The sequence below is a fragment of the Geodermatophilus chilensis genome (assembly GCF_002802985.1).
GTDB lineage: Bacteria > Actinomycetota > Actinomycetes > Mycobacteriales > Geodermatophilaceae > Geodermatophilus > Geodermatophilus chilensis.
Genome location: NZ_NVPT01000009.1, coordinates 33194 through 56443, shown reverse-complemented (window position 1 = coordinate 56443; position 23250 = coordinate 33194). Strand labels below are relative to the sequence as shown.

18 protein-coding genes are annotated in these 23250 nt (G+C 74.4%); 12 read left to right on the top strand and 6 right to left on the bottom strand.

Going from position 1 to position 23250, the window contains the following annotated elements; translation table 11 throughout:
• Positions 1-55 precede the first annotated feature (55 nt).
• The 4 genes from CNO22_RS02780 to CNO22_RS02765 all read left to right on the top strand — a co-directional run bounded on the left by CNO22_RS02780 (position 56) and on the right by CNO22_RS02765 (position 4222).
• The gene (locus CNO22_RS02780) at positions 56-817 is read left to right on the top strand and encodes an SDR family NAD(P)-dependent oxidoreductase (protein ID WP_100497822.1); all 762 of its coding nucleotides are present in this window, start codon (positions 56-58) and stop codon (positions 815-817) included.
• 286 nt (positions 818-1103) lie between these two features.
• Entirely contained in the window at positions 1104-1850 is a 747-nt protein-coding gene (locus CNO22_RS02775) for an SDR family oxidoreductase (protein WP_100497821.1), read from the top strand.
• A gap of 9 nt (positions 1851-1859) precedes the next feature.
• Positions 1860-2663 carry a hydroxypyruvate isomerase family protein gene (locus tag CNO22_RS02770; protein ID WP_100497820.1) on the top strand — a complete coding sequence of 268 codons (804 nt, stop codon included), beginning with the start codon at positions 1860-1862 and terminating at the stop codon, positions 2661-2663.
• A 125-nt stretch (positions 2664-2788) separates the two neighbouring features.
• Complete coding sequence (locus CNO22_RS02765) at positions 2789-4222, top strand: aldehyde dehydrogenase family protein (RefSeq protein WP_100497819.1); 1434 nt, start codon at positions 2789-2791, stop codon at positions 4220-4222.
• Between the two features lie 217 nt (positions 4223-4439).
• On the opposite strand, the gene CNO22_RS02760 is transcribed toward CNO22_RS02765, so the two are convergent.
• Genes CNO22_RS02760 through CNO22_RS02745 form a run of 4 tightly spaced genes read right to left on the bottom strand, consistent with a single transcriptional unit; the run spans position 4440 to position 9268 of the window.
• Positions 4440-5885 (bottom strand): gamma-aminobutyraldehyde dehydrogenase, encoded by a 1446-nt coding sequence (locus CNO22_RS02760; RefSeq protein WP_100497818.1) that lies wholly within the window; start codon positions 5883-5885, stop codon positions 4440-4442.
• A complete protein-coding gene (locus tag CNO22_RS02755) occupies positions 5882-6205 on the bottom strand; it encodes a hypothetical protein (protein ID WP_100497817.1) in 324 nt (107 codons plus the stop codon). The genes CNO22_RS02760 and CNO22_RS02755 overlap by 4 nt, the downstream gene beginning before the upstream one ends.
• Positions 6192-7814, bottom strand: a complete 1623-nt coding sequence (locus tag CNO22_RS02750; protein WP_198588063.1) for an FAD-binding oxidoreductase — start codon at positions 7812-7814, stop codon at positions 6192-6194. The genes CNO22_RS02755 and CNO22_RS02750 overlap by 14 nt, the downstream gene beginning before the upstream one ends.
• Entirely contained in the window at positions 7772-9268 is a 1497-nt protein-coding gene (locus CNO22_RS02745) for a (Fe-S)-binding protein (protein WP_100497816.1), read from the bottom strand. Before CNO22_RS02745 ends, CNO22_RS02750 begins: the two co-directional genes overlap by 43 nt.
• Before the next feature lie 126 nt (positions 9269-9394).
• Here CNO22_RS02745 and CNO22_RS02740 point away from each other — a divergent pair, with 126 nt between their 5' ends.
• The 4 genes from CNO22_RS02740 (at position 9395) to CNO22_RS02725 (ending at position 13631) form a co-directional block, all read left to right on the top strand.
• A complete protein-coding gene (locus CNO22_RS02740; protein ID WP_100497834.1) occupies positions 9395-10174 on the top strand; it encodes a FadR/GntR family transcriptional regulator in 780 nt (259 codons plus the stop codon).
• A complete protein-coding gene (locus CNO22_RS02735; protein WP_100497815.1) occupies positions 10171-10890 on the top strand; it encodes a cache domain-containing protein in 720 nt (239 codons plus the stop codon). The genes CNO22_RS02740 and CNO22_RS02735 overlap by 4 nt, the downstream gene beginning before the upstream one ends.
• A 156-nt stretch (positions 10891-11046) precedes the next feature.
• On the top strand, positions 11047-12588 hold the full coding sequence (locus tag CNO22_RS02730; RefSeq protein WP_198588062.1) for an APC family permease: 1542 nt from the start codon (positions 11047-11049) through the stop codon (positions 12586-12588).
• Positions 12585-13631, top strand: a complete 1047-nt coding sequence (locus CNO22_RS02725; RefSeq protein WP_100497814.1) for an LLM class flavin-dependent oxidoreductase — start codon at positions 12585-12587, stop codon at positions 13629-13631. The genes CNO22_RS02730 and CNO22_RS02725 overlap by 4 nt, the downstream gene beginning before the upstream one ends.
• Positions 13632-13686: 55 nt before the next feature.
• Here the strand turns inward: CNO22_RS02725 and CNO22_RS02720 are convergent, their stop codons facing one another.
• The gene (locus tag CNO22_RS02720) at positions 13687-15195 is read right to left on the bottom strand and encodes a PucR family transcriptional regulator (protein ID WP_100497813.1); all 1509 of its coding nucleotides are present in this window, start codon (positions 15193-15195) and stop codon (positions 13687-13689) included.
• A 140-nt stretch (positions 15196-15335) separates the two neighbouring features.
• On the opposite strand from CNO22_RS02720, the gene gabT reads away from it, so the two are divergent.
• Complete coding sequence (gene gabT / locus CNO22_RS02715; RefSeq protein WP_100497812.1) at positions 15336-16688, top strand: 4-aminobutyrate--2-oxoglutarate transaminase; 1353 nt, start codon at positions 15336-15338, stop codon at positions 16686-16688.
• On the top strand, positions 16685-19843 hold the full coding sequence (locus tag CNO22_RS02710; RefSeq protein WP_100497811.1) for an NAD-glutamate dehydrogenase domain-containing protein: 3159 nt from the start codon (positions 16685-16687) through the stop codon (positions 19841-19843). Before gabT ends, CNO22_RS02710 begins: the two co-directional genes overlap by 4 nt.
• A 209-nt stretch (positions 19844-20052) precedes the next feature.
• Here the strand turns inward: CNO22_RS02710 and speB are convergent, their stop codons facing one another.
• On the bottom strand, positions 20053-21009 hold the full coding sequence (gene speB, locus CNO22_RS02705) for an agmatinase (protein WP_100497810.1): 957 nt from the start codon (positions 21007-21009) through the stop codon (positions 20053-20055).
• 131 nt (positions 21010-21140) lie between these two features.
• Here speB and CNO22_RS02700 point away from each other — a divergent pair, with 131 nt between their 5' ends.
• A complete protein-coding gene (locus CNO22_RS02700) occupies positions 21141-21749 on the top strand; it encodes a helix-turn-helix domain-containing protein (protein ID WP_100497832.1) in 609 nt (202 codons plus the stop codon).
• A 60-nt stretch (positions 21750-21809) separates the two neighbouring features.
• A complete protein-coding gene (locus CNO22_RS02695) occupies positions 21810-23249 on the top strand; it encodes an amino acid permease (protein ID WP_100497809.1) in 1440 nt (479 codons plus the stop codon).
• Position 23250: the final 1 nt, after the last annotated feature.

The following is a 23250-nucleotide window of genomic DNA, read 5'->3' as shown; positions in this document are numbered from 1 at the left end:
AGATGTGTCTAAGCGACCGCCCCCGCCACCGCCTGACCCCCTCTGGAGGAATCCCATGTCCGTCTCCGACAGGACCGCCGTCGTCACCGGCGCCGGCTCCACGCGCGGCATCGGCCGCGCCACCGCCCACGCCCTGGCCGCCGCCGGCTGGAACGTGGCCGTGCTCGACCTCGACGAGGCCAGCGCCAAGGACGCCGCCCACGAGGTGGCCGACCGCAACCACGTGCAGGCGGTCGGCGTGGGCTGCGACGTCACCGACGAGGCCTCCGTCGACAGCGCGCTGGCCGTCCTCGACGGCGCGCTGCCGCCGGTCGGGGCCCTGGTCAACAACGCCGGGATCACCTCGCCGACGCCCTTCCTCGAGGTCAGCGGTGAGGAGTGGGACCGCGTCTTCGCCGTCAACGTGCGGGGGGCGTTCAACGTGACCCGCCGCCTGGCGCCCGGCATGGCCGAGCGCAGCTTCGGCCGGATCGTCTTCCTCTCCTCGGTCTCGGCCGAGCGGGGCGGCGGGGTCTTCGGCGGGGTGGCCTACTCCGCCGCCAAGGCCGGTCAGCTCGGCTTCACCCGGGCGCTGGCCCGCGAGCTCGGCCCGCACGGCGTCACCGTGAACGCCGTCGCGCCGGGGCTCATCGACACCGACATCACCGGCGGCGCCCTGGAGGGGGAGCGCAAGGCGCAGCTCGTGGCCGGGATCCCCGTGGGCCGCAACGGCCGGGTCTCGGACGTCGCCGACCTGATCACCTACCTGTGCCGGGAGGAGACCGGGTACGTCACCGGCGCGACGTACGACGTCAACGGCGGTTCGCACATCCACTGACGGAAGGACCCCCCTGCCCCCCACCGCTCGCGGGCTCGCGGCGGGCCCCTGCAGGGGGGCCGTTCCAGCACCTCCCCAGGCTCGGGGCGGGCCCCTGGACGGGGCAGTTCCAGCACCTCGCCGGGCTCGGGGCGGGATCCTGCAGAAGGCCGGCGCGGCCCGTCTCCCGAGGGAGGCGGGTCGCGCCGACCCGGTTGGTCCCGGTGCGCGGAGCGGACCACGATGGGCGCGTGGACGACCTCACCAGCCCTGGTCCCGCAGCCGGTGCCGCCGTGCGGGGCGCGTCGTGACCGCCGACCGCCGCACCGCGGTGGTGACCGGCGCCGGGTCCGGACTCGGCCGCGCCATCGCCCGGGCGCTGGTGGCCGACGGCTGGTCCGTGGCGCTGCTGGGACGCACCCGTCCGTCGCTGGAGGAGACGGCCGGGGGCGGGGACGGCGTCCTCGTGCTGCCCACCGACGTCGCCGACGAGGCGCAGGTGGACGCGGCGTTCGACGCCGTCCGGGACACCTGGGGCCGACTCGACCTGCTGGTCAACAACGCCGGCACCTTCGGCCCCGCGGGCGAGGTGGACGAGGTCGCGGTCGCCGACTGGCGGGCGACCGTGGACGTGAACGTCACCGGCGTCTTCCTCTGCGCCCGCGCCGCCGTCCGGCTGATGAAGGCGCAGGACCCGCCGGGCGGGCGGATCGTCAACAACGGCTCGATCTCCGCGCACGTGCCGCGGCCGGGAAGCGTCGCCTACACCGCCACCAAGCACGCCGTCACCGGCCTGACCAAGGCGATCGCACTGGACGGCCGCGCGCACCGGATCGTCTGCGGGCAGATCGACGTCGGCAACGCCGCCACCGAGATGACCGCCGGGATCGCGCACGGGGCTCGCCAGGCCGACGGCTCCGTCCGGCCCGAGCCGACCTTCGACCCGGGGCACGTCGCCGACGCGGTGGTGCAGATGGCCCGGCTGCCGCTCGAGGTCAGCGTTCCGTTCACCACCATGCTGGCCACCGGCATGCCCTACCTCGGGCGGGGCTGAGGGGTCCCGGTGCGCTGGGCCGTCAACACCTCCCTCCTCTTCGGCGACCTGCCGCTCGAGCGCCGGCCGCAAGCGGCCCGGGATGCCGGGTTCACCGCGGTCGAGTCGTGGTGGCCGTTCGACTCGGTCACGCCCGCGGACCGGGAGGTCGAGGCGTTCGCCCGGTCGGTCGAGGACGCCGGGATACGGCTGGTCGCGCTCAACTTCCCGGCCGGTGCGATGGCCGACGGCGAGCGCGGACTGGTGTCGCTACCCGGCCGGGAGGGGGAGTGGCGCGACGCGGTCGCCGCCACCGTCGGCATCGGGGAGCGGCTGGGCGCGCGGCTGTTCAACGCGCTGTACGGCAACCGGGCCGAGGGCGCCGTCCCCGCCGCGCAGGACGCGCTGGCCGTCGAGCACCTGGCCCTCGCCGGGCGGGCGGCGGCGGGGATCGGTGGCACGGTGCTCCTCGAGCCGCTCAGCGCGGCGCCGCGCTATCCGCTGCGGAGGGCGGAGGACGCGCTCGCCGTCGTCGACCGGGTGGCGGCGGAGAGCGGAGTGCGCGCGCTCGGCCTGCTCCTCGACCTCTACCACCTCGCGGTCAACGGCGAGGACCTCGACCGGGTGGTCGCCCTCCACGGCCCCCGGGCCGCGCACGTGCAGGTCGCCGACGCCCCCGGACGTGGTGCGCCGGGCACCGGGCAGCTCGACCTCGTGCGGCACCTGCGCCGGCTCGAGGACGCGGGCTACGGCGGTTGGGTCGCCCTCGAGCACCTGCCGGGGGACGGCGACCCGTTCGCCTGGCTGCCACGGGAGCGTCGCGCCGCGGGCTGATAGGCGACGGTGGTGTGCCAGGTCGGCGCGTGGGGGCACCTCGCGGTGGACGCTCCGGCACTGGCCCGTGGGCCCCGGATCTCGCAGATTCAGCGAGGACACCGCCCACGTCCCGAGGAGGACGCATGACCACCCCCTACTGGGTCGCCGGGGAGCCCCGGACCGGCACCGACGTCGTCGAGGTGCGCTCGCCGTTCGACGGCTCCGCGGCCGGCCGGACGACGAACGCCACCGCCGAGGACGTCGAGGCCGCGGTGTCGGCCGCCGCTGCTGCTCGCGCCGCCTGCGCCGCGCTGCCCGCCCACGCGCGGGCCGCCGCCCTCGACCACGTGTCCCGGCGGCTGGCCGAGCGCAGCGAGGAGGTCGCCGCGCTGATCACCGCGGAGTCCGGCAAGCCGCTCAAGTGGGCCCGGCTCGAGGTGGCCCGCGCCGTGTCGACCTTCCGCTGGGGGGCCGAGGAGGCACGGCGCTGGTCGGGCAGCCTGCAGCGGCTGGACACCGACCCCGCGGCAACCGGGCGGATGGCCCTGGTCCGGCGGGTGCCGCGCGGCCCGGTGCTGGGCATCGCGCCGTTCAACTTCCCGCTCAACCTGGTGGCCCACAAGGTGGCCCCGGCGATCGCCGCCGGGGCGCCGATCGTGGTCAAGCCCGCCCCCGCCACCCCGCTGTCGGCGCTGCTGCTGGGCGAGATCCTGGCCGAGACCGAGCTGCCGGCCGGCGCCTGGTCGGTGCTGCCGGTGCCCAACGAGGTCGCCGCCCGGCTGGTGCAGGACCCGCGGCTGCCGGTCGTCTCCTTCACCGGGTCGGTGCCGGTCGGCTGGTCGATCCGCGAGTCCGCGCCGCGCAAGCACGTCACCCTCGAGCTCGGCGGCAACGCGGCGGCCATCGTCGCGCCCGACCAGGACGACGCGGCGCTGGACTGGGCGGCGTCCCGCATCGCGACCTTCGCGATGTACCAGGCCGGGCAGTCCTGCATCTCGGTGCAGCGGGTGTTCGCCCACCGTGCGGTCGCCGACGCGCTCACCAGCCGCGTGGTGGAGGCCGTGGAGAAGCTGGTCACCGGCGTCCCCACCGACCCGGCGACCGACGTCGGGCCGCTCATCGACGAGCAGGCCGCCCGGCGGGTGGAGAGCTGGGTCGAGGAGGCGGTGGCCGCCGGCGCCCGCGTGCTCACCGGCGGCACCCGCGACGGCGCCACCTACGCGCCCACGGTGCTCACCGACGTCCCGGCCGACGCGAAGGTGTCCTGCGAGGAGGTGTTCGGGCCGGTCGTCGTCCTGGACACCGTGGACTCCGTCGACGAGGCGTTCGCCCGGGTCAACGACAGCCGCTTCGGGCTGCAGACCGGCGTCTTCACCCGCGACCTGCAGGTCGCCTTCCGCGCGGCGCAGGTGCTCGAGGTCGGGGGAGTGGTGGTCGGCGACGTGCCGAGCTTCCGCGCCGACCAGATGCCCTACGGCGGCGTGAAGGACTCCGGCACCGGCCGCGAGGGCGTGCACGCGGCGATGGAGGACCTCACCGAGGAGCGCGTGCTGGTCCTCACCGGCATCGACGTGTAGGACGCCGCAGGTCCCCCGGCCGCCCCTGACGACCTCGGAGCGGCCGGGACGCAGCGAGGCCCCGGTCCTGATCGGACCGAGGCCTCGTCTTGCTCCGTCGTCCCTCGACCGGCGTTGGTCATGGGGTTGTCGCCAGCTCGTGCGGCGTGGCCCCGCATGTCGCCGACAACAACCCCATGGTCGACTCGTGCACGTCGAGGTGGACGTCGATGACCGCTCAGCTGTCGAGGTTGGCCATGACGTGCTTGACGCGGGTGTAGTCCTCGAACCCGTACATCGACAGGTCCTTGCCGTAGCCCGAGTGCTTGAACCCGCCGTGCGGCATCTCGGCGACCAGCGGGATGTGCGTGTTGATCCAGACGCAGCCGAAGTCCATCGCCCGGCTCATCCGCATCGCCCGGCCGAAGTCCTTCGTCCACACGCTGGAGGCCAGCCCGTACTCGACCCCGTTCGCCCAGGCCAGGGCCTGCTCCTCGTCGGAGAACCGCTGCACGGTGATGACCGGGCCGAAGACCTCCTTCTGCACCAGCTCGTCGTCCTGCCGCAGGCCGGCCACGACGGTCGGCTCGACGAAGAAGCCGCGGTCGCCCAGCCGGCGGCCACCGGCGGTGATCTCGGCGTGGTCGGGCGCGCGGTCGAGGAACCCGGTGACGTGCGCGAGCTGGTTGGCGTTGTTCACCGGCGGCACGAGGGCGTCCTCGTCGCCGGCACCGCCCTCGTACGTCGTCCGGGTGTTCCTCGCCTGCTCGGTCAGCGCCGCGACGAAGTCGTCGTGGATGCCCGGCCCGGCCAGCACCCGAGTGGCGGCGGTGCAGTCCTGGCCGGCGTTGAAGTAGCCGGCGACCGCGATGGCCTCGGCCGCGGCCTCGAGGTCGGCGTCGTCGAAGACGACGACCGGCGCCTTGCCGCCGAGCTCCAGGTGCACCCGCTTGACGTCACGTGCGGCCGACTCGGCCACCGCCATGCCGGCCCGCACCGACCCGGTGATCGAGACCATCTGCGGAGTGCGGTGCTCCACCAGCGCCCGGCCGGTGTCCCGGTCGCCGCAGACGACGTTGAGCACGCCCGCCGGGAGGAACTCGGCGGCCAGCTCCGCCATCCGCAGCGTCGTCGCCGGGGTGGTGTCGCTGGGCTTGAGGACGACGGTGTTGCCGGCCGCGATCGCCGGCGCGAACTTCCAGACCGCCATCATCATCGGGTAGTTCCACGGCGTCACCTGGCCGATCACGCCGACCGGCTCGCGCCGGATCCAGGACGTGTGCCCGGCCATGTACTCCGCGGCCGCCCTGCCCTCGAGGTTGCGCGCGGCGCCGGCGAAGAACCGGATCTGGTCGACCATCGGCGGGATCTCCTCGCTCGCGGTCAGCCCGATCGGCTTGCCGGTGTTGCGGCTCTCCAGCGCCACCAGCTCGTCGGCGTGTGCCTCGATCGCGTCGGCGATGCGCAACAGCGCCAGGGAGCGCTCCGACGGGGTGGCGTCCCGCCAGCCGGGGAAGGCACCCGCGGCGGCGGTGTAGGCGCGGTCGACGTCCTCGGCCGAGGACACCGGCGCGGAGGCGAACACCTCCCCGGTGGCCGGGTCCACCAGGTCGGCCCGCCGGCCGTCGGTGGCGTCGACGTGCTCCCCGCCGACGAAGTTGCGCAGCTCGAGCTTCTCGCTCACGGGAGGTCCCTCTCGTTCGACTGTGCCTCTGCCTCGACCTCCGCGAGGAGCTCCGACCCGGTCACCACCTTCTCCGCGAAGTGCCGGTGCATCCACGTGAGGTGGTCGTGCCGGCTGCGCATGATCCGCAGCGTGTCCCAGTTGGGGAACACCTGCTGGAGCACGTGGGTCTGCATCAGGCGCGGGTCGACCTCGTAGACGTGCTCGAAGGTCGTCTGCGCCACCTCGCTGGCCCGCAGCGGCGTCGGAGGGGTGTGCTGCTCCGCGAACCGGTACGGCGCCGTCGCCGCCGGGCCGGTGGGCTGGTCATCGGTTCTCATCGGTCGTGTCCCTCCCGTAGGCCCGGTCGAGCAGGTACTTGCCGGGGTTCATGACGTTGTTCGGGTCCAGCGCCCGCTTGACGTCGAGCATCACGTCGAAGCCCCGGCCGAGCTCGTCGGGCAGGAGGTCGACCTCGCCCTCCCGGCAGGAGCCGTGGCAGGCGCTCATCGAGCTGCCGTGCGCGATCGCGACCGCGGCGATGTCCCGCTTCGCCTGCACCCAGGCCGCCCAGGCGGCGTCGTCGAGGCGCTGCTCCCAGATGCCGACGTCGATCTCGGTGAGGTAGTCGACGCCGGTGGCGGCGGAGGTGTAGGCGAACATCCCCCAGTCGTCGAAGACGTCGGTCTTCCGGCGCAGGTCGGCGATGATCTCGTGCCACGCGCGGCTGACCGCGGGGACGTTCGAGTAGTTCACCGCGGCGTCCTCGCAGTGCCAGGACATCGGGATGACCTGGCCGTCCTTGGTGCGACCGTGCAGCGGGGTGGCGTACCGGTCGTGCCGCGCGGCCCAGTCGCCCTCGGAGATCTCGTCGCCGAGGTACCGGGCGCCGTGCTCCCTGGCGATCCGGAACAGCCGCCTGCCGCCGGCGCGGACCTCGTCCTCGTAGCCGTACATGACCGAGCACACCAGCGCCCGGACGTCGGCGGGCTGCGGGATGTAGGCCTCGTCGTCCCGGCGCAGGTAGGCGACCTTGTGCTCGTCGAAGAGCACCGCCCCGGCGAACGTGGCGACCCCGGCGCGGGCGAGCGCGCCGACGCAGGCGTAGGCGTCGTCGTAGTCGTCGAACGCCCAGAACGGCGAGAGCTCGGCCTCGGGCTTGGGGAAGAGCTTGAGCGTCGCCGTCGTCGCGATGCCCAGCGTGCCCTGGTGGCCCATGAACAGATGCTTGAGCTGGTAGCCGCTCGAGCTCTTGCTGATCTTCTGCCCGATGCCGTCGCCGACGTGGAGCACGTCGCCGGTGGGCAGCACGTGGTCGAAGCTGAGCACCAGGTCGCGGGTGTGCCCGTAGCGGGAGCCGATCAGCGACCAGCCGCTGGTGCCGATCCGCCCGCCGACCAGCGAGCACGGGTAGGACGCCGGGTCGTCCGGGTAGAACAGCCCGTGCTGGGCCAGCCGCTCGTTGAGCTTGAGCATGCTGATGCCGGTGCCCACCGTGACGGTGCGGTTGACCAGGTCCAGCTCGTGGATCTGGGTCATCCGCTTGACGTCGACGACGATGCCCCGGCGCATCGGGACGGCGCCGTCGGTGAGCCCGGTGCCGCCGTCGCGGGGGACCACCGGGATCCGCAGGTCGTTGGCGATCTTCACGACGGCGGCCACCTGCTCGGTGAACGTCGGCAGCACCACGACGTCCGGCACGCGCTCGGACCAGCGGTGCACGGGGAACGGTGCGGGCACCCGGGCCCGGTTGTAGCGGTCGGTCTTCGCCAGCAGGACCTGGTCGTCGGCGAGCACGCGGCGCAGCGCCGCGACCAGGGTCGCCAGCTCGGCGTCACCCAGCGGCTCCCGCGTGAACGGCGCGGTGCCGATCGGTCCGGTCGTGGTCGGTTCGGTCATCGTCATGGTCAGTGCCCTCCGCACCCGCAGCCGCCGGAACCGGAGCCGCATCCGCCGCCTCCGCCACACCCACCGCCGCCACAGCCGCCGCGCGAGCTGCCGTGGGCCCGGCGCGCGCGACCGGGGACGCCGGTGCGCTCCTGGGCGAGCCGGCGGTCGCCGACGTCCCCGCGGGAGCCGCCGACCGTGATGCCGAGCGACTGCGCGAACAGCTCGTGCAGGTCGACGACGTCGATGTCCTCCGCGTCGCCGGCCTCCGACAGCGGCCGCTCCGACCACGGGCAGGCGCTGACGAGCGTGTCGACGTCGAGCTCGGCGGCCCGCTCGAGCCGCATCGCGCTGATCTTCGCGGTCAGCTCGGGCTTCTCGATCGGCAGCCCGCCGCCACCGCCGGAGCAGTAGGACCACTGGGTCACCCGGTCGACGTCCTCGAAGCGCAGCCCCGGGATGGCGCGCAGCAGCTCGCGCGGCTCCTGCCAGATGCCCTTGCGCTTGTTGAGCCGGCACGGGTCGTGGTACGTGATCGCCCGGTCCACCGGCACCGACGGGGTCAGCCGGCCCTCGCGCAGCAGCTGGGCCAGCACCTCGATGACGAGGACGACCTCGATGTCGTACTCCTCGCCGAAGTACTTCGGGTAGTCCTCGGTGAAGCTGATGTAGTCGTGCGGGTCGAGCACCAGCACCCGCTTGGTGCCCGTGGCCCGCCAGTTGTCCAGGTTGTGTCGGGCGAAGCGCTTGGCCTGGTCGACGTAGCCCATCTCGGCCGCCGGCCCGCCGCAGCACCACTGCTCGCCCATGAGCCCGAACTCGTAGCCGGCCATCTGCAGCATCTGCGCCACCGCGCGCGGCACCGACGTCCGGTAGAAGGCGGCCTCGCAGTCGACGAACAGGATCGTCTCGCCGCCGATGGGGATGTCGAGGCCCTCGGCCCAGTCGCGCACCTTCTCCTGGCTGACCGGGGTCTCGCCGAGGACGGGCTCGTGGGTGCGCAGGTCGGTGCGCTCGTTCCAGATCTGCCAGTTCGGCTGGTGCACGCCGCTCTCGACGGCCAGGGAGCGCACGGCCTTCACGACGTCGACCGTGCGGGTGCGGAAGCGGTAGAAGTCGCCGGTGAACAGCGTGTTCGGACAGCGCAGCTCGCAGGCACCGCACTGGGTGCAGTTGACGTAGTCGGCGGCGATGTCGGCGATGTCCAGCTCGCCGCGCTCCATGGCCACGACGTTGGCGTGGAAGGCCGTGGGGGTCCACGACTCGTTGCGCTCCACCTGGGTGACCGGGCAGACCTCACGGCAGAACTTGTGGCCCGAGGAGAAGCAGTTGTACGAGGTGTTGCGCCACTGCTCGACGAACGCGGCGGTCTTGGGGTCGTTGCGCGGCGGGGGGACCGGGCCGGCGAGCGTCTCCGGGTAGTCCGCGAGCTCCGGTGGGTTCGACGGGGCGCCCGGGGTGAACGGCTCGGAGAGGGCGTCGGCCCCCGGCGCCCGCTCGGGCTGGACCTGTGTCACTGCGTGCTCCTCGTCACAGGGGGGCTGGGGTGGCGTCACGCTAACCGGTAAAACCTATGGAATCAACGGTTAAGCCCCGGTTGCTCGGGTGTCACACTCGTGGTCACCCGGTTCCAGGAGGCGAGCGTGCGACTGCTCAGCGGTGACGCGCGGCGTGCCGTCTTCGCTCCGCTGGACGACGGCGCGCTGCGCAGCGAGGCCGTCGTCCGCCGCGTCGGCAGCGCCATCGCCCTGGGCCTCCTGGCCGACGGCGAGCAGCTGCCCACGGAGAGCGACCTGGCCACCATGCTCAAGGTCTCGACGGTGACCCTGCGGGAGGCGCTGGCCGAGCTGCGCAAGCTGGGTCTGGTCGAGACCCGCCGGGGCCGCGGCGGGGGCAGCTTCGTGCGCTCGCGGGACGACGTCCTCTCCGAGCTCGCCGACGCCCGCCTCGCCGAGCTGGGGACCACGGACCTCCGCGAGCTCGGCGACGTCCACAGCGCGGCCGCGGCGGCCGCGGCCCGCCTCGCGGCGTCGCGCGCCTCCCGGACGGAGATCGCCCGCTTGCGCGACATCGTCGACCGGCTGGCCTCGGCCGGGTCGGTCACCGGCCAGCGCCGCACCGACGGCCGGTACTACATCGAGCTGGCCGCCTGCGCCCAGTCGGTGCGGCTGACGATGCAGGAGATGGACCTGCACCTGGAGTTGGGCCAGCTGCCGTGGCCGCCGGCGCACGCCCCCGGGCTGCTCGACGTCATCGTGGCCGGCCACCGGGCCGTCATCGACGCGATCGAGGACCGTGACGCCGCCCGGGCGCGGGCCCTCACCGAGGCGCACATCGAGACCCGCACGCTGTGGGCGATCGAGCTGCGGCTGCAGCGCCTGGGCGGCGCGGGCTCGGCCGCCGTGCACCGGGAGGTGTCGTGAGCCGGTCCGACGCCGCCGAGGTCGCGCGGGTCGCCGCCGCGGTGTCCGACCTCGTCGAGCAGGTGTTCGTCACCGTCGCCCGGGTGCACGAGGCCACGCTGCGCTCGGTCGAGCGCGAGGGGCTGCGGGCCGGGCGGTGGGTCCTGCCGGACGGCGTGCAGGAGCTGCTGCGCGCCCCGGGTCAGCTCGCCGTCGGGCTGGGGCTGGTCGTGGCGCCGCGCCCCGAGGAGGGTCTGCCGCTGCGGCTCGAGTGGTGGCAGGTGGACCCGGACGGCGGGAAGCTGCACACCCTCGAGCCGGACCTGCGGCCGACGAGCCTGGGCTACTACGACTACACGGTCGCCGAGTGGTACGACGTCCCGCGCCGGACCGGACGGCGGCACGCCTTCGGCCCCCACGTCGACGTCCACGGCACCGGGCGCTACGTGCTGACGCTGACCGAACCCGTGGTGGCCGGGAGCGGTTTCGTCGGCGTGGCCGGCGCCGACGTCCCGGTGCGCCGCTTCGAGACCCACCTGCTGCGGGCCCTCGGGCGGCTCTCGACGCCCTTCGTCCTGCTCAACGACGAGGGGCGGGTCGTCCTCTCCACCGCGCCGCGGTTCCTCGTCGGCAGCCTGCTGCCGGCGGACGCCGGCCTGCCGGAGCAGGGGACGCCGGTCCCGGGCGTGCCCTGGCGGCTGCTGCTCGTCCGCGACGGGCGCCTGCTCGCCGGCTGACCGCCCGCCCGGCGGACCCGAAACGCGATCGAGACCGAAAGGCAACGCCGGGCGTCTTGTCCGATAAACTCTGGCTCTATAGGTTTTCGGCCGACCTTGTGGCCTGGGGCACACCGACGACCGTCGGGATCCCCTCCACCGAGCCGAGGAGACCCGGTGACACCACCCGGAGCACACGGCGGCCAGACCGCCGACGACGCCCAGCTCGCCGCGCTGGGGTACACCGGCGAGTTCGACCGCAGCATGGGCCTGTGGGCCAACATGGCCCTGGGCTTCACGTACCTGTCGCCGCTGGTGGGCGTGTACTCGCTGTTCGCCTACAGCCTGTCCATCGGGGGCCCGCCGGCGATCTGGTGGATCGTCATCGTCGGCGTCGGGCAGCTGCTGGTCTCGCTGGTCTTCGGCGAGGTGGTCTCGCAGTACCCGCTGGCCGGTGGCATCTACCCGTGGACCCGGCGGCTGTGGAACCGGCGCTACGCCTGGATCGTCTCCTGGGTCTACATCTGGGCGATCATCGTGACCGTCACCGCGGTCGCCGAGTTCGGCGGCGGCTTCGTCGCCGCGCTGTTCGGCGTGGCGGCCACCCCGGGCGTCGTTCTGCTGACCGCCGTCGGGCTGCTGGTGCTGGCCTTCGTCATCAACTACAGCGGCACGCGGACCCTGGCGCGCATCGCCAAGATCGGCCTGGCCGCCGAGCTGATCGGGGTCATCGCGCTGGGCCTGTTCCTGCTGACCTTCCGCCGCGAGCAGCCGTTCTCCATCTTCTTCGACACCCTCGGCGCCGGCGGGGACGGCGGATACGTGGGCACGTTCCTCGCCGCGGCGCTGTCGGGCCTGTTCCTCTTCTACGGCTTCGAGGCGTGCGGCGACGTCGCCGAGGAGGTCGCCGACCCGACCCGCCGCATCCCCAAGGCGATGATCCTCACCATCCTCGTCGGCGGCGTCTCGGGCTTCCTGTCCTACGCCGGGTACGTGCTGGCCGCGCCGGACGCGCAGCTCCAGGCGATCATCGCCGGTGAGGACGTCGACCCCATCCCGACCATCCTGGAGAGCTCGCTGGGCACCGCCGGGTCGAAGGTCTTCCTCCTCGTCACCGTCGTCGCGTTCATCTCCTGCGTGCTCTCGCTGCAGGCGGCCGGCAGCCGGCTGCTCTACGCCTTCGCCCGCGACCGCATGCTCCCGGCCAGCGGCTGGCTGTCGCACGTCTCCGAGCGGCACGCCGTCCCCACCAACGCCCTCCTCGTGGTCTGCGTGGTGCCGGTGCTCATCTGCCTGTTCGTCTTCTGGCGGCCGGACAGCCTCGCCCGGGTCACCGCGTTCGCCGTGCTCGGCATCTACATCGCCTTCCAGGCGGTCGTGCTCGCCGCGCTGCGGCAGCGGCTGATGGGCTGGCGCCCGGCCGGGCTGTGGAACCTCGGCTCGGCCGGCCTGGTCGTCAACGTCCTGGCCCTCGCCTACGGGATCTTCGCGATCGTCCTGCTGATCAAGCCCGCACCCGGCACCGAGACCTTCCTCGACCGCTGGATCGTGGCGATCGGCCTGGCCGTCGTCGCGGGCAGCGGCCTGCTGTACCTGGTCCTCGCCCGGCCGGACCGGCAATCCGCGCACATCCCCGAGGGCGACGCCCGCGAGGTCGCCCAGCAGCTCCAGCAGATCCGGCGGGACGCCCGCGCCCAGGTGAGTGAGGAGATCCGATGAGGTTCAGCTACGCGATGCTGCCCGACTACTCCCTGGAGGAGTCGCTGCGGGCGATCGAGCTCGCCGACGAGCTCGGCTTCCACGCCGTCTACGCCGCCGACGAGACCTGGCACAAGGACTTGTGGCTGCTCTTCGCCGCCGCGGCCGCCCGGACCTCGCGGATCAGGATGGGGCCGAGCGTCTCGCCGGTCACCCTGCGCGAGCCGACCCACATCGCGCAGGCCGCCGCGACGCTCGACGAGCTCACCGGGGGGCGGGCGGAGGTCGTCCTGTCCAGCGGCAACTTCGGCCTGCTGGCGCAGTACAAGCTGGACTGGACGAAGACCAAGCCACTGTCGCGGGTCGTCGAGGCGGTGCACGTCGTCCGGACCCTGCTCGACGACGGGGCGATCACCTTCGACGGCGAGTTCTTCCGGTACGACGGGCTGTTCACCTTCGCCCGGCCGGTGCAGGAGCGGCTGCCGGTCAAGATGGGCGCGATGCGCGGGCCGAAGTCGTTCGAGGCCGCCGCAGAGCACTCCGACGGCTGCCACCACGCGCTCAGCTACAGCCGCGAGGCCTACGAGTACGCCGCCGAGCACCTGCGGATCGGCGCTGAGCGGGCCGGCAAGGACTGGACGACGCTCGACTTCGGCGCCTGGGTCGTCGTCGCGGTGGGCCGGGACGGCGAAGCCGCGAAGGACGCCGCGCGCAGCATGGTCGGCATCTACGCCTCGTCCATGCCGGCCGAGCAGCTGGAGCGGCACGGGATCGAGGCGGCGCAGCTCAAGCCGATCGTCGACGCCATCGCCGGCGGAGATCTCGCCAGGGGCATCGAGCTGACCACCCCGGAGATCGCCGAGAAGCTGTCGTTCGCCGGCACACCCGAGGAGGTGACAGCGAAGATCAAGGAGATCGAGCCGACCGGCGTCAACCACCTGATCGCCGCGATCACCGACGCCTCGATCGTCAAGACCTTCACCGGGCGCGAGCTGCCCGGCGTGGCGACGGTCGAGGAGCAGCTGCAGCTGATCCACGACGAGGTCATGCCCGCCTTCGCCTAGCGGCGGGCCGTAGCGGGCCCGGTCTCCCGATGGGAGGCCGGGCCCGTTCGCGTGCTCAGCCCGTGGGCGGGTGCAGGGCCAGCCAGAGCTCGGCGCGGACGCCGGGGGAGTCCAGGTCGCGGCCGAGCAGTTCCTCGGCCCGCCGGATGCGCTTGCGCAGCGTGTGCCGGTGCACCCCCAGGCGGGCCGCGGCCGGCTCCCACTGCCCGTGGGCGGCCAGCCAGACCCGCAGCGACTCGACCAGGTCGCCCGGGCCGCCCCGGTCGGCGGCGACCAGCGGCGCCAGCGCGGCCTCGGCGAAGGCGGTGGTGGCCGCCGGCTCCAGCAGGGCCGCCAGTCCGCGGCCGGCCAGCTCGGCGAACGCGGTGACCCGCCGTCCCGCGGCCCGGCCGTGCCCGGCCGCCTGCCGGGCCTGCCGCACGCCGTCGGCGAGCCGCTCCCAGGGCACCGGCGGCGCGGTCCCGAGGACGGCGCCGGGTACCCGCTCCGGCAGGTCGGTCAGCCGCCCGGCCAGCGGGCCCGCGGCCGGGATCAGGACGACGAGGGCGTCGTCGAGCTCGGCCGACAGCACCGGCTCGCGGGCGTGCGCGGCCGCGTCGGCGGCCACGTCGACGGCGGCGGCCCGCTGCTCGGGGCTGCCCAGCACGGCCAGCGCCAGCACCGGCTCGGCCGGCAGCCGCTCGCCCAGCGCCGCCACCACCGGCTCGGCCGCGGCCGTCTGCCCGGCCAGCAGCAGCTGCAGGATCGCCGCCCGCAGCGCCGCGGTGCCGCTGTCGAGGGCGCGGGACTGCTCCAGCCGCAGCGTGAGCAGCAGCGCGGCCGCGTTGACCACGTGCCGGTCGCCCGCCGAGAAGGGCCCCGGCCGCCCGACGGCGAGGAAGCCGCGGACCCGCGCGCCGGTACCCAGCGACTGCAGCAGCACCGTCTCGCCGGGTTGGGTGAGCGCGGCGCCGGCCGGCGGCCGGGCCGTGCGCAGCCGGTCGACCGCCGCCGTCAGGTCGTCGGCGCGTCCCCGGGCGGACGGCGGCGCGGCCTCCAGCGGCGTCCCCGCGGCGTCGACCAGCAGCGCCCAGCCGCCGAGGTGCCGGGCCAGCCGGTCGACGACGGTGCCGGGGGCGCCGGGGGCGACCGCGGCGCGGGTCAGCTCCCGCTGCACCGTCGACGTCCGGGTGACCGCGGCGTACTCCTCGGCGGCCAGCGCGCTGGAGACCGCCCGCGAGAGTGCGATGAACGGCGTCTGCCGCGGCACCTCGAGGACCGCGAGCCCGTGCTCGTCGGCGGCGGCCACCAGCTCCGCGGGCACCTCGGCGTGGCTCAGGCCGGTGCCCAGGCCGAGGCCGACCACGCCGGCCCGGGCCAGCCGGCGGACGTACTCCTCGGCCATGTCGGGCGTCAGTGCCAGCCCGGTGGTCAGCAGCAGCTCCCCGCCCTCGAGGAACGGCGTGGGGTCGGCCAGCTCGCTGACGTGCACCCAGGAGACGGCCCGGTCCACCGGCGCGCCGCGGGTGTGCAACGCCAGCGCGAGCGACGGGGTGCCGAGCAGGGTCGCGACGGTGACCGGCACGGGCACGACCTCTCGACGATCTGGACACCCGGACGCCCCGGGAGTGCCGATCCGGACGGTACCGGTGGAGACGCACGCCACGGACCCTGGACGCGAGGACCTCCCCCGTCGGGGGCGGCCGGCCCCACGAGGAGACAGCGATGACCGACCTGCTGACCGGCTCCCACACCGTCGCCCAGGAGCGGCGCCTGGTCACCGAGCTGCCCGGCCCCCGCTCGCGCGAGCTGGCCGCCCGCCGCGCCGCCGCGGTCACCTCCGCCGTCGGCAGCGTCCTGCCGGTCTACGTCGAGCGCGCCGCGGGCGGCGTGGTGGTCGACGTCGACGGCAACTCCTTCATCGACCTGGGCTCGGGCATCGCCGTCACCAACGTCGGCCACGCCGCCCCCGAGGTCGTCGCCGCCGTGCAGGCGCAGGTCGCCGCCTTCACCCACACCTGTTTCATGGTCGGGCCCTACGAGGGCTACGTCGCGGTCGCCGAGGAGCTCGACCGGCTCACCCCCGGCGACCACGAGAAGCGCACGGCGCTGTTCAACTCCGGCGCCGAGGCCGTGGAGAACGCGGTCAAGGTGGCCCGGGTGGCCACCGGCCGGTCGGCCGTCGTCGTCTTCGACCACGCCTACCACGGGCGCACCAACCTCACGATGGCGCTGACGGCGAAGAACATGCCGTACAAGCACGGCTTCGGGCCGTTCGCCGGCGAGGTCTACCGGGTGCCGATGTCCTACCCGTACCGCGACGAGCCGGGGATGACCGGCGAGCAGGCCGCCGCGCGGGCGCTGGACCTGATCGAGACGCAGGTCGGCGCGGCCAACGTGGCCGCCGTGCTGATCGAGCCGATCCAGGGCGAGGGCGGCTTCGTCGTCCCGGCACCGGGCTTCCTGCCGGCCCTGACCGACTGGTGCCGTCGCTCGGGCGCGGTCTTCATCGCCGACGAGGTGCAGACCGGCTTCTGCCGCACCGGCTCGTGGTTCGCCTCGGAGCACGAGGGCGTCGTCCCCGACCTGATCACCACCGCCAAGGGCATCGCCGGCGGCATGCCGCTGGCCGGGCTCACCGGCCGGGCCGAGCTGATGGACGCCGTGCACACCGGCGGCCTGGGCGGCACCTACGGCGGCAACCCGGTGTCCTGCGCCGCCGCGCTGGCCAGCATCCGCACCATGCGGGAGCTGGACCTGGACGCCGCCGCGCGCGCCATCGAGGCCACCATGCTGCCGCGGCTGCGCGCGCTGCAGGAGCGCTCCGGCGTGGTCGGCGACGTGCGCGGCCGCGGCGCGATGCTCGCCGTCGAGCTGGTGAAGCCGGGCACCACCGAGCCGGACGCGGCGCTGACCAACGCCATCTCCAAGGCCTGCCACGCCGAGGGCGTCATCACCCTGACCGCCGGCACGCACAGCAACGTGCTGCGCTTCCTGCCCCCGCTGGTCATCGGGCAGGACCTGCTCACCGAGGGGCTCGACGTCCTCGACGCCGCCTTCGACGCGCACGTCCGGTGACCGCCCCGGCCGCCGGCACGACCGAGGGGCATCGCCGGCTGACCCTGCGTCCCGAGGGGCCCGTCGGGAGCGACCGGGTGGGCGGCCTGGTCACCTGGCCGGACACCCGGCCCCTGCTGGCCGACGTCGTACCGGTCTTCGACCGGCTCGGCGTGCGGGTGGCCGACGCCGTCGCCGTCCCCGGGGACGACGACGCGCCGGCCACCCGGCTGGAGCTGCTCCTGCCGCCCGGCACGGCCCCGACCACGGCACTGCCCCGGCTGGAGCAGGCCCTCGCCGCGGCCTGGGCGGGGGAGACCGAGCTCGACGGCCTCTCCCGGCTGACCGTCGGCGCCGGCCTGCCGGTCCGCGACGTCGCCGTGCTGCGCGCCGCCTGCCGCTATCTCGCGCAGGTGGGGCTGGGCCTGTCGCGCGGCTACGTGGAGGAGACGGTGCTCGCCGCACCGGAGTTCGCCCGCGCGCTGCTGGCGCACTTCGCCGCCCGGCACGACCCCGATGCCGCCGACCCCGCGGCCGCGGCCTCGGCGGCCGACCACCTCGCCGAGCTGCTGACCCGCACGACGAGCCTGGACTCCGACCGCATCCTCCGCGGCCTGCGCGACGTGCTCGCCGCCGTGGTGCGCACCAACCGCTACCAGACCGACGCCGCCGGGGCGCCCCGGCCGGCCCTGGCGCTGAAGATCGCCTCCGCGCAGCTGGACCTGCTGCCCCGGCCGAGGCCGGAGGTGGAGACCTTCGTCTGCTCGCCGTCCATGGAGGGGCTGCACCTGCGCGGCGCCCGCGTGGCGCGCGGCGGGTTGCGCTGGTCGGAGCGCCCGGAGGACTTCCGCACCGAGGTGCTCGGGCTGGTCAAGGCGCAGATGGTCAAGAACGCGGTGATCGTGCCGGCGGGGGCCAAGGGCGCGTTCGTCGTCCGGGCGGACCTGCGCGGACTGGACCGCGCGGCGGTGCAGGAGCGGGTGGCCGGCGCCTACCGCACCTTCGTCGACGCGCTGCTCGATGTGACGGACAACAGGGTCACCGACGACCGGGACGGCGACCGCGTGGTGCACCCACCGCGCACCGTGGTGCACGACGGCGACGACCCGTACCTCGTGGTGGCCGCCGACAAGGGGACGGCGACCTTCTCCGACCTGGCCAACGAGGTGTCCGAGCGACGCGGCTTCTGGCTGGGCGACGCGTTCGCCTCCGGCGGCTCCAGCGGCTACGACCACAAGGCCATGGGCATCACCGCCCGCGGCGCGTGGGTGTCTGTGCGCCGCCATCTGCGCGAGCTCGGCGTGGACCCCGACGGTCCGCTGACGGCGGTCGGCATCGGCGACATGTCCGGCGACGTGTTCGGCAACGGGATGCTGCTGTCCGACCAGCTGCGGCTGGTGGCGGCGTTCGACCACCGACACGTCTTCCTCGACCCGGACCCCGACCCGGCACGGTCGGCGGCCGAGCGCCGCCGGCTGTTCGCGCTGCCCGGCTCGTCGTGGGACGACTACGACCGCGTGGCGCTGTCCCCGGGCGGCGGCGTGCACCGCCGCGACGCCAAGAGCGTGCCGCTCTCGCCGGAGGTGCGGGCCCGCCTCGGGGTGGACGCCGAGGAGCTGTCCCCGGCCGAGCTGGTGCGGGCGGTGCTGCGCGCGCCGGTCGACCTGCTGTGGAACGGCGGCATCGGCACCTACGTCCGCGCCGCGGACGAGACCGACGCGCAGGTCGGCGACCGCGCCAACGACGCCGTCCGCGTGACCGCGGGGCAGCTGCGCTGCCGGGTCGTGGGGGAGGGCGGCAACCTGGGCCTGACCCAGCGCGCCCGGATCGCCGCGGCGCGGGCCGGGGTGGCGCTGAACGCCGACTTCATCGACAACTCCGCCGGCGTCGACACCTCCGACCGCGAGGTGAACCTCAAGATCCTGCTGACGGGGGTGCCGCGTGCGGAGCGGGACGCGGTGCTGCGCGCGGTCGAGGACGAGGTGGCCGCGGCGGTGCTCGCCGACAACGCGCTGCAGGCCCGGGCGCTGTCGGTGTGCGCGGCCCAGGCCCCCTTCCTGCTCGACCGGCACGCGCAGCTGATCGGCGACCTCGAGCGGCACGGCCTCGACCGCGACCTCGAGGGACTGCCGTCGGAGGCCGAGGTCGAGCGGCTGCGCCAGGCCGGCGCCGGGCTCACCCGGCCGGAGGCCGCGGTGCTGCTCGCGCACTCCAAGAACCTGGTGCGCGAGGAGCTGCTGCGCAGCGACCTGCCCGACGACCCGTCGGTGGCCGGGGTGCTGGCGGCCTACTTCCCGCGGGCGGTGCGCGAGCGCTGGCCCGACCGGGTGGCCGCTCACCCGCTGGCCCGGGAGATCGCCGCCACCCAGCTCGCCAACGACCTGGTCAACCGGGTCGGCCCGGGCTTCCTGCTGCGGCTGGAGGAGCGCCACGGCGTCCCGACCCCGGTGGCGGCCCGCGCCTACACGGTGGCCACCCGGGTGCTCGGCCTCGACCCGCTGTGGGCCCGGGTGGACGACGACGTGCCGCTGGCCGTGGAGCGGCTGGCGCTGCCGGAGCTGCAGACGGCCACCGAGCGCGTGGCCGACCGGCTGCTCGCCGCGCACGCCGACCCCGCGGCGCTGACCGCGGCGGCACCGGCGTTGGCGGCGGTCGTCGCCGAGCTGGAGCCGGCCGCGTGGCTGGCCCGGCCGGGTGCCGCGGGGGACCGGGCCCGTGCGCTGCAGGCCGAGTTGACCGCCGCGGGCGCGGGTCCGGAGCTCGCCGCACGGGTCGCCGTCCTCGGGTCCCGGGCCGACCTCGTCGACCTGGCCGGGGTGGCCCGCACCGCGGGGGTCGGCGTCGGCCGGGTGGTCGAGGCCGACGCCGCCGTGGAGCAGGTGCTGGCCCTGCCGCGGGTGCACGCCTGGACCGCGGAGGAGGCCGGCATCACGCACTGGGCCGTCGCCGCCCGCGCGGCCCTCCGGGAGGAGGTCGACCAGCTGCGGTGGGCCCTCGTGGCGGCGCTGCTGCGGGACGCCGACGGCGACGCGGCGGCCTTCGCCGACCGGCACGCCGCGGCGCTGGCCCGCTTCACCGCCGTCCGCGAGCAGGCGGTGTCCGCCCGCGACGACGTCCTGGGCCGGGCGTGCGTGGTGGTCGCGGAGCTGCGCCGGCTGGTCCGGACGGTCGGCTGACCGTCCCCCGGCCGGTCCGCGAGGTGCGGAACCTCCGCTCCCCGTACGGGGACGGCGTGTGCGGGACACGCACGGAACCTCCACCGCTGCCCACAGGGGCAAGCAGCGGTGGAGGTTCCGCGGAGGGGAATCGGTGGCCACGGCTCGGCGGCGCAGCCTGCGCCGGCGAGCCCGGCACCGGGCGGGGAAGGCCGGGCGCCGACGCGGGTTCAGCCGCCGGCGCGGTTGAGCGCCAGCACCGACAGCAGCTCGTAGCCCACGTGGGCCGCGGCGATGCCGGTGAGCTCGGCGTGGTCGTAGGGCGGGGAGACCTCGACGATGTCGGCGCCGACGACGTCGAGGCCGACCAGCCCGCGCAGCGTGTTGAGCAGCTCGCGGCTGGTGAGCCCACCGGCTTCCGGCGTCCCCGTGCCGGGCGCGTGGGCCGGGTCGAGGACGTCGATGTCGACCGACACGTAGACCGGTCCGCCGGCCAGCCGGACGCGCATCCGCTCCACGATGCTGCGCACGCCGTCGACCTCGTAGTCGTCGGAGCGGATGACCTGGAAGCCGAGCACGGCGTCGTCCTCGAGGTCCTGCTTGCTGTACAGCGGGCCGCGGATGCCCATGTGCAGCGAGCGCTCCAGATCGATGAGCCCCTCGTCGCTGGCGCGGCGGAACGGCGTGCCGTGCGTGTAGGGGGCGCCGAAGTAGGTGTCCCACGTGTCGAGGTGGGCGTCGAAGTGCAGGACGGCGACCGGCCCGTGGTCGCGGGCCAGCGAGCGCAGGATCGGCAGCGCGATGGTGTGGTCGCCGCCGATGGTGAGGAGCTGGGCGCCGTCGGCGCGCAGCGCGGTCACCTCTCGGTCGATCGTCTCGATTGCCTCGCCGAGGTCGAAGGGGTTGACGCCGATGTCGCCGGCGTCGGCCACCTGCTGCGTGCCGAACGGCGTGGCGTCCAGCGCCGGGTTGTAGGGCCGCAGCAGCTTGGAGCCGGCCCGCACGTGCCCGGGGCCGAAGCGGGCGCCGGGGCGGTAGCTGACCCCGGAGTCGAACGGCACCCCGAGGACGGCGACGTCGGCGCGGGAGACCTCGTCGATCCGCGGCAGCCGGGCGAAGGTGGCCGGCCCGGCGTAGCGGGGGACCCGCGTGGCGTCCACGGGGCCGATCGGGGTCTGCTGCTGCACGGGCTCTCCTGGGGTCTGCGGGATCGGGGACGCCGATCCCCCGTCCGGGTCGGACGTCACTGTCAACTCGGGTTTCTCAGTTGTCAACACCCGATGTGGAACTAGTGTCCGCGCAGGACCGGGAGGTGGCGATGGAGGCAGTGACCGAGACGGGCCCGCCGCGCATCGGCGGGCGGCTCAAGGCGGCCCGGCAGGCGCGCCGGCTCACGCTCACCGACGTGGCCGAGGCCAGCGGGCTGACCAAGGGGTTCCTCAGCAAGCTCGAGCGCGACCAGGCCAGCGCCTCGGTGGCGGCCCTCGTGCGGGTGTGCGGGGCGCTGGGGATCTCGCCCGGCAGCCTCTTCGAGCCGGCGCTCGGCGGCGAGGTGGTGCGGGCTGGGAGCTATCCGCCGATCACCTTCGGTGGCGAGGGGTTGACGGAGTTCCTGCTGACGCCGTCGGGTGAGCGTCGGCTGCAGGCCATCCTGTCCGAGGTGGCGCCCGGCGGCGGCAGCGGCGAGGAGGCCTACGCGCTGCCGGCCGAGGTCGAGTTCGTCTTCGTCCTGGAGGGCGACCTCGAGGTGACCGTGGCCGGCGACGCGACGGCGCTGGGTCCCGGCGACGCGTTCACCTTCTCGCCCGGCACCGAGCACGGCTTCCGCTCGCTGCGCGCCGACGGCGTCACCCGCGTGCTGTGGGTGTTCGCCCCGGCACTTTCCGAGGGCCGGGTCGCGGTTCGTGAAACCATAGTTGACAGCTAAGCAACTGATGGTGATGCTCCCTGCGACCCAGACCACAGGCACCGCCGCAGAGGAGCACCCGTGAGCACAGTCAGCGCCGACCCGGGCCGCACGGCCCGCCGCAGTCAGCTGTTCCGACTCAAGCCGGTCGACGCGATCATCGCCCAGCAGGAGGAGGAGGGCGGCCACCAGCTGCGGCGCTCCATGGGTCTGCTCCAGCTCACCGCGCTGAGCATCGGCGCCACCCTCGGCACCGGGATCTTCGTCATCCTCGGCGAGGCGGTGCCGCTGGCCGGCCCGGCCGTCGTGCTCGGCTTCGTGCTCGCCGCGGTGACCGCGCTGTTCAGCGCGCTGTCCTACGCCGAGCTGGCCGGCAGCATCCCCGTCTCGGGCTCCTCCTACTCGTACACCTACGCCACCATGGGCGAGCTCGTCGCCTGGGTGTGCGGCTGGTGCCTGATGCTCGAGTACGGGGTCTCGGTGGCCGCCGTCGCGGTCGGCTGGGGCGCCTACATCGACGACCTCGCCTCCGGGACGATCGGCGCGGTGCTGCCCGAGGCGCTGTCCGCCCCGCCCGGGGACGGCGGCGTCGTCAACATCCCCGCGGTGGTCGTCGTCCTGCTCGCGATGGTCCTGCTGCTGCGCGGCACCAGCGAGAGCGCCCGGGTCAACACCGCGATGGTGGTGCTCAAGATCGGCGTGCTGGCGTTCTTCTGCGTGGTGGCCTTCACCGCCTTCCGCGCCGGCAACCTCGCGCCGTTCGTGCCGATGGGCATCGCCGGCGTCACCGCCGCGGCCTCGCAGGCCTTCTTCTCCTACATCGGCTTCGACGCCGCCTCGACCGCGGGTGACGAGGCCCGCGACGCCCGCCGCGACCTCCCGCGCGCCATCGTGCTGTCGCTGGCCGTGGTCACGGTCGTCTACGTCCTGGTGGCGCTGGCCGCCGTCGGCGCGGTGCCGTGGCCGCAGATCAGCGGCTCGGAGGCCGCGCTCGCCGACGTCCTCAGCATCGCGACCGGCCAGACCTGGACGGCGGTGCTGCTCTCGATCGGCGCCGTCATCGCCATCGCCAGCGTCGTCCTGACCGTGCTCTACGGGCAGACCCGCATCCTCTACGCGATGTCCCGCGACGGGCTGGTGCCGCCGGTGTTCTCGAGGGTCAGCGCCCGCCGCCGGATCCCGGTCGCCAACACCGTCATCGTCAGCGTCCTGATCGCGCTGCTCGCCGGCCTGGTCCCGCTCGGGGAGCTCGCCAACGCCACGAGCATCGGCACGCTGTTCGCCTTCGCGCTGGTCAACGTCGGCGTCGTGCTGCTCCGCCGCACCCGGCCGGACCTGCCGCGCACCTTCCGCACGCCGCTCTACCCGCTCACCCCGGTGCTCGGCGTCGCGTTCTGCGTGCTGCTGGTCTTCGGCCTGGGGTCGGCGACCTGGCTGGTCTTCCTCGCCTGGATGGTGGTGGGCCTGGGCGTGTACTTCGCCTACGGGTACCGCCACTCGGCCCTGCGCACGGAGGTCTGAC

Coding starts and splice junctions, on each gene's coding strand:
- CNO22_RS02780 (WP_100497822.1), top strand. CDS start 56: ATGTCCGTCTCCGACAGGACCGCCGTCGTCACCGGCGCCGGCTCCACG.
- CNO22_RS02765 (WP_100497819.1), top strand. CDS start 2,789: ATGACCACCCCCTACTGGGTCGCCGGGGAGCCCCGGACCGGCACCGAC.
- CNO22_RS02755 (WP_100497817.1), bottom strand. CDS start 6,205: ATGAGAACCGATGACCAGCCCACCGGCCCGGCGGCGACGGCGCCGTAC.
- CNO22_RS02750 (WP_198588063.1), bottom strand. CDS start 7,814: ATGCGGCTCCGGTTCCGGCGGCTGCGGGTGCGGAGGGCACTGACCATG.
- CNO22_RS02725 (WP_100497814.1), top strand. CDS start 12,585: ATGAGGTTCAGCTACGCGATGCTGCCCGACTACTCCCTGGAGGAGTCG.
- gabT (WP_100497812.1), top strand. CDS start 15,336: ATGACCGACCTGCTGACCGGCTCCCACACCGTCGCCCAGGAGCGGCGC.
- CNO22_RS02700 (WP_100497832.1), top strand. CDS start 21,141: ATGGAGGCAGTGACCGAGACGGGCCCGCCGCGCATCGGCGGGCGGCTC.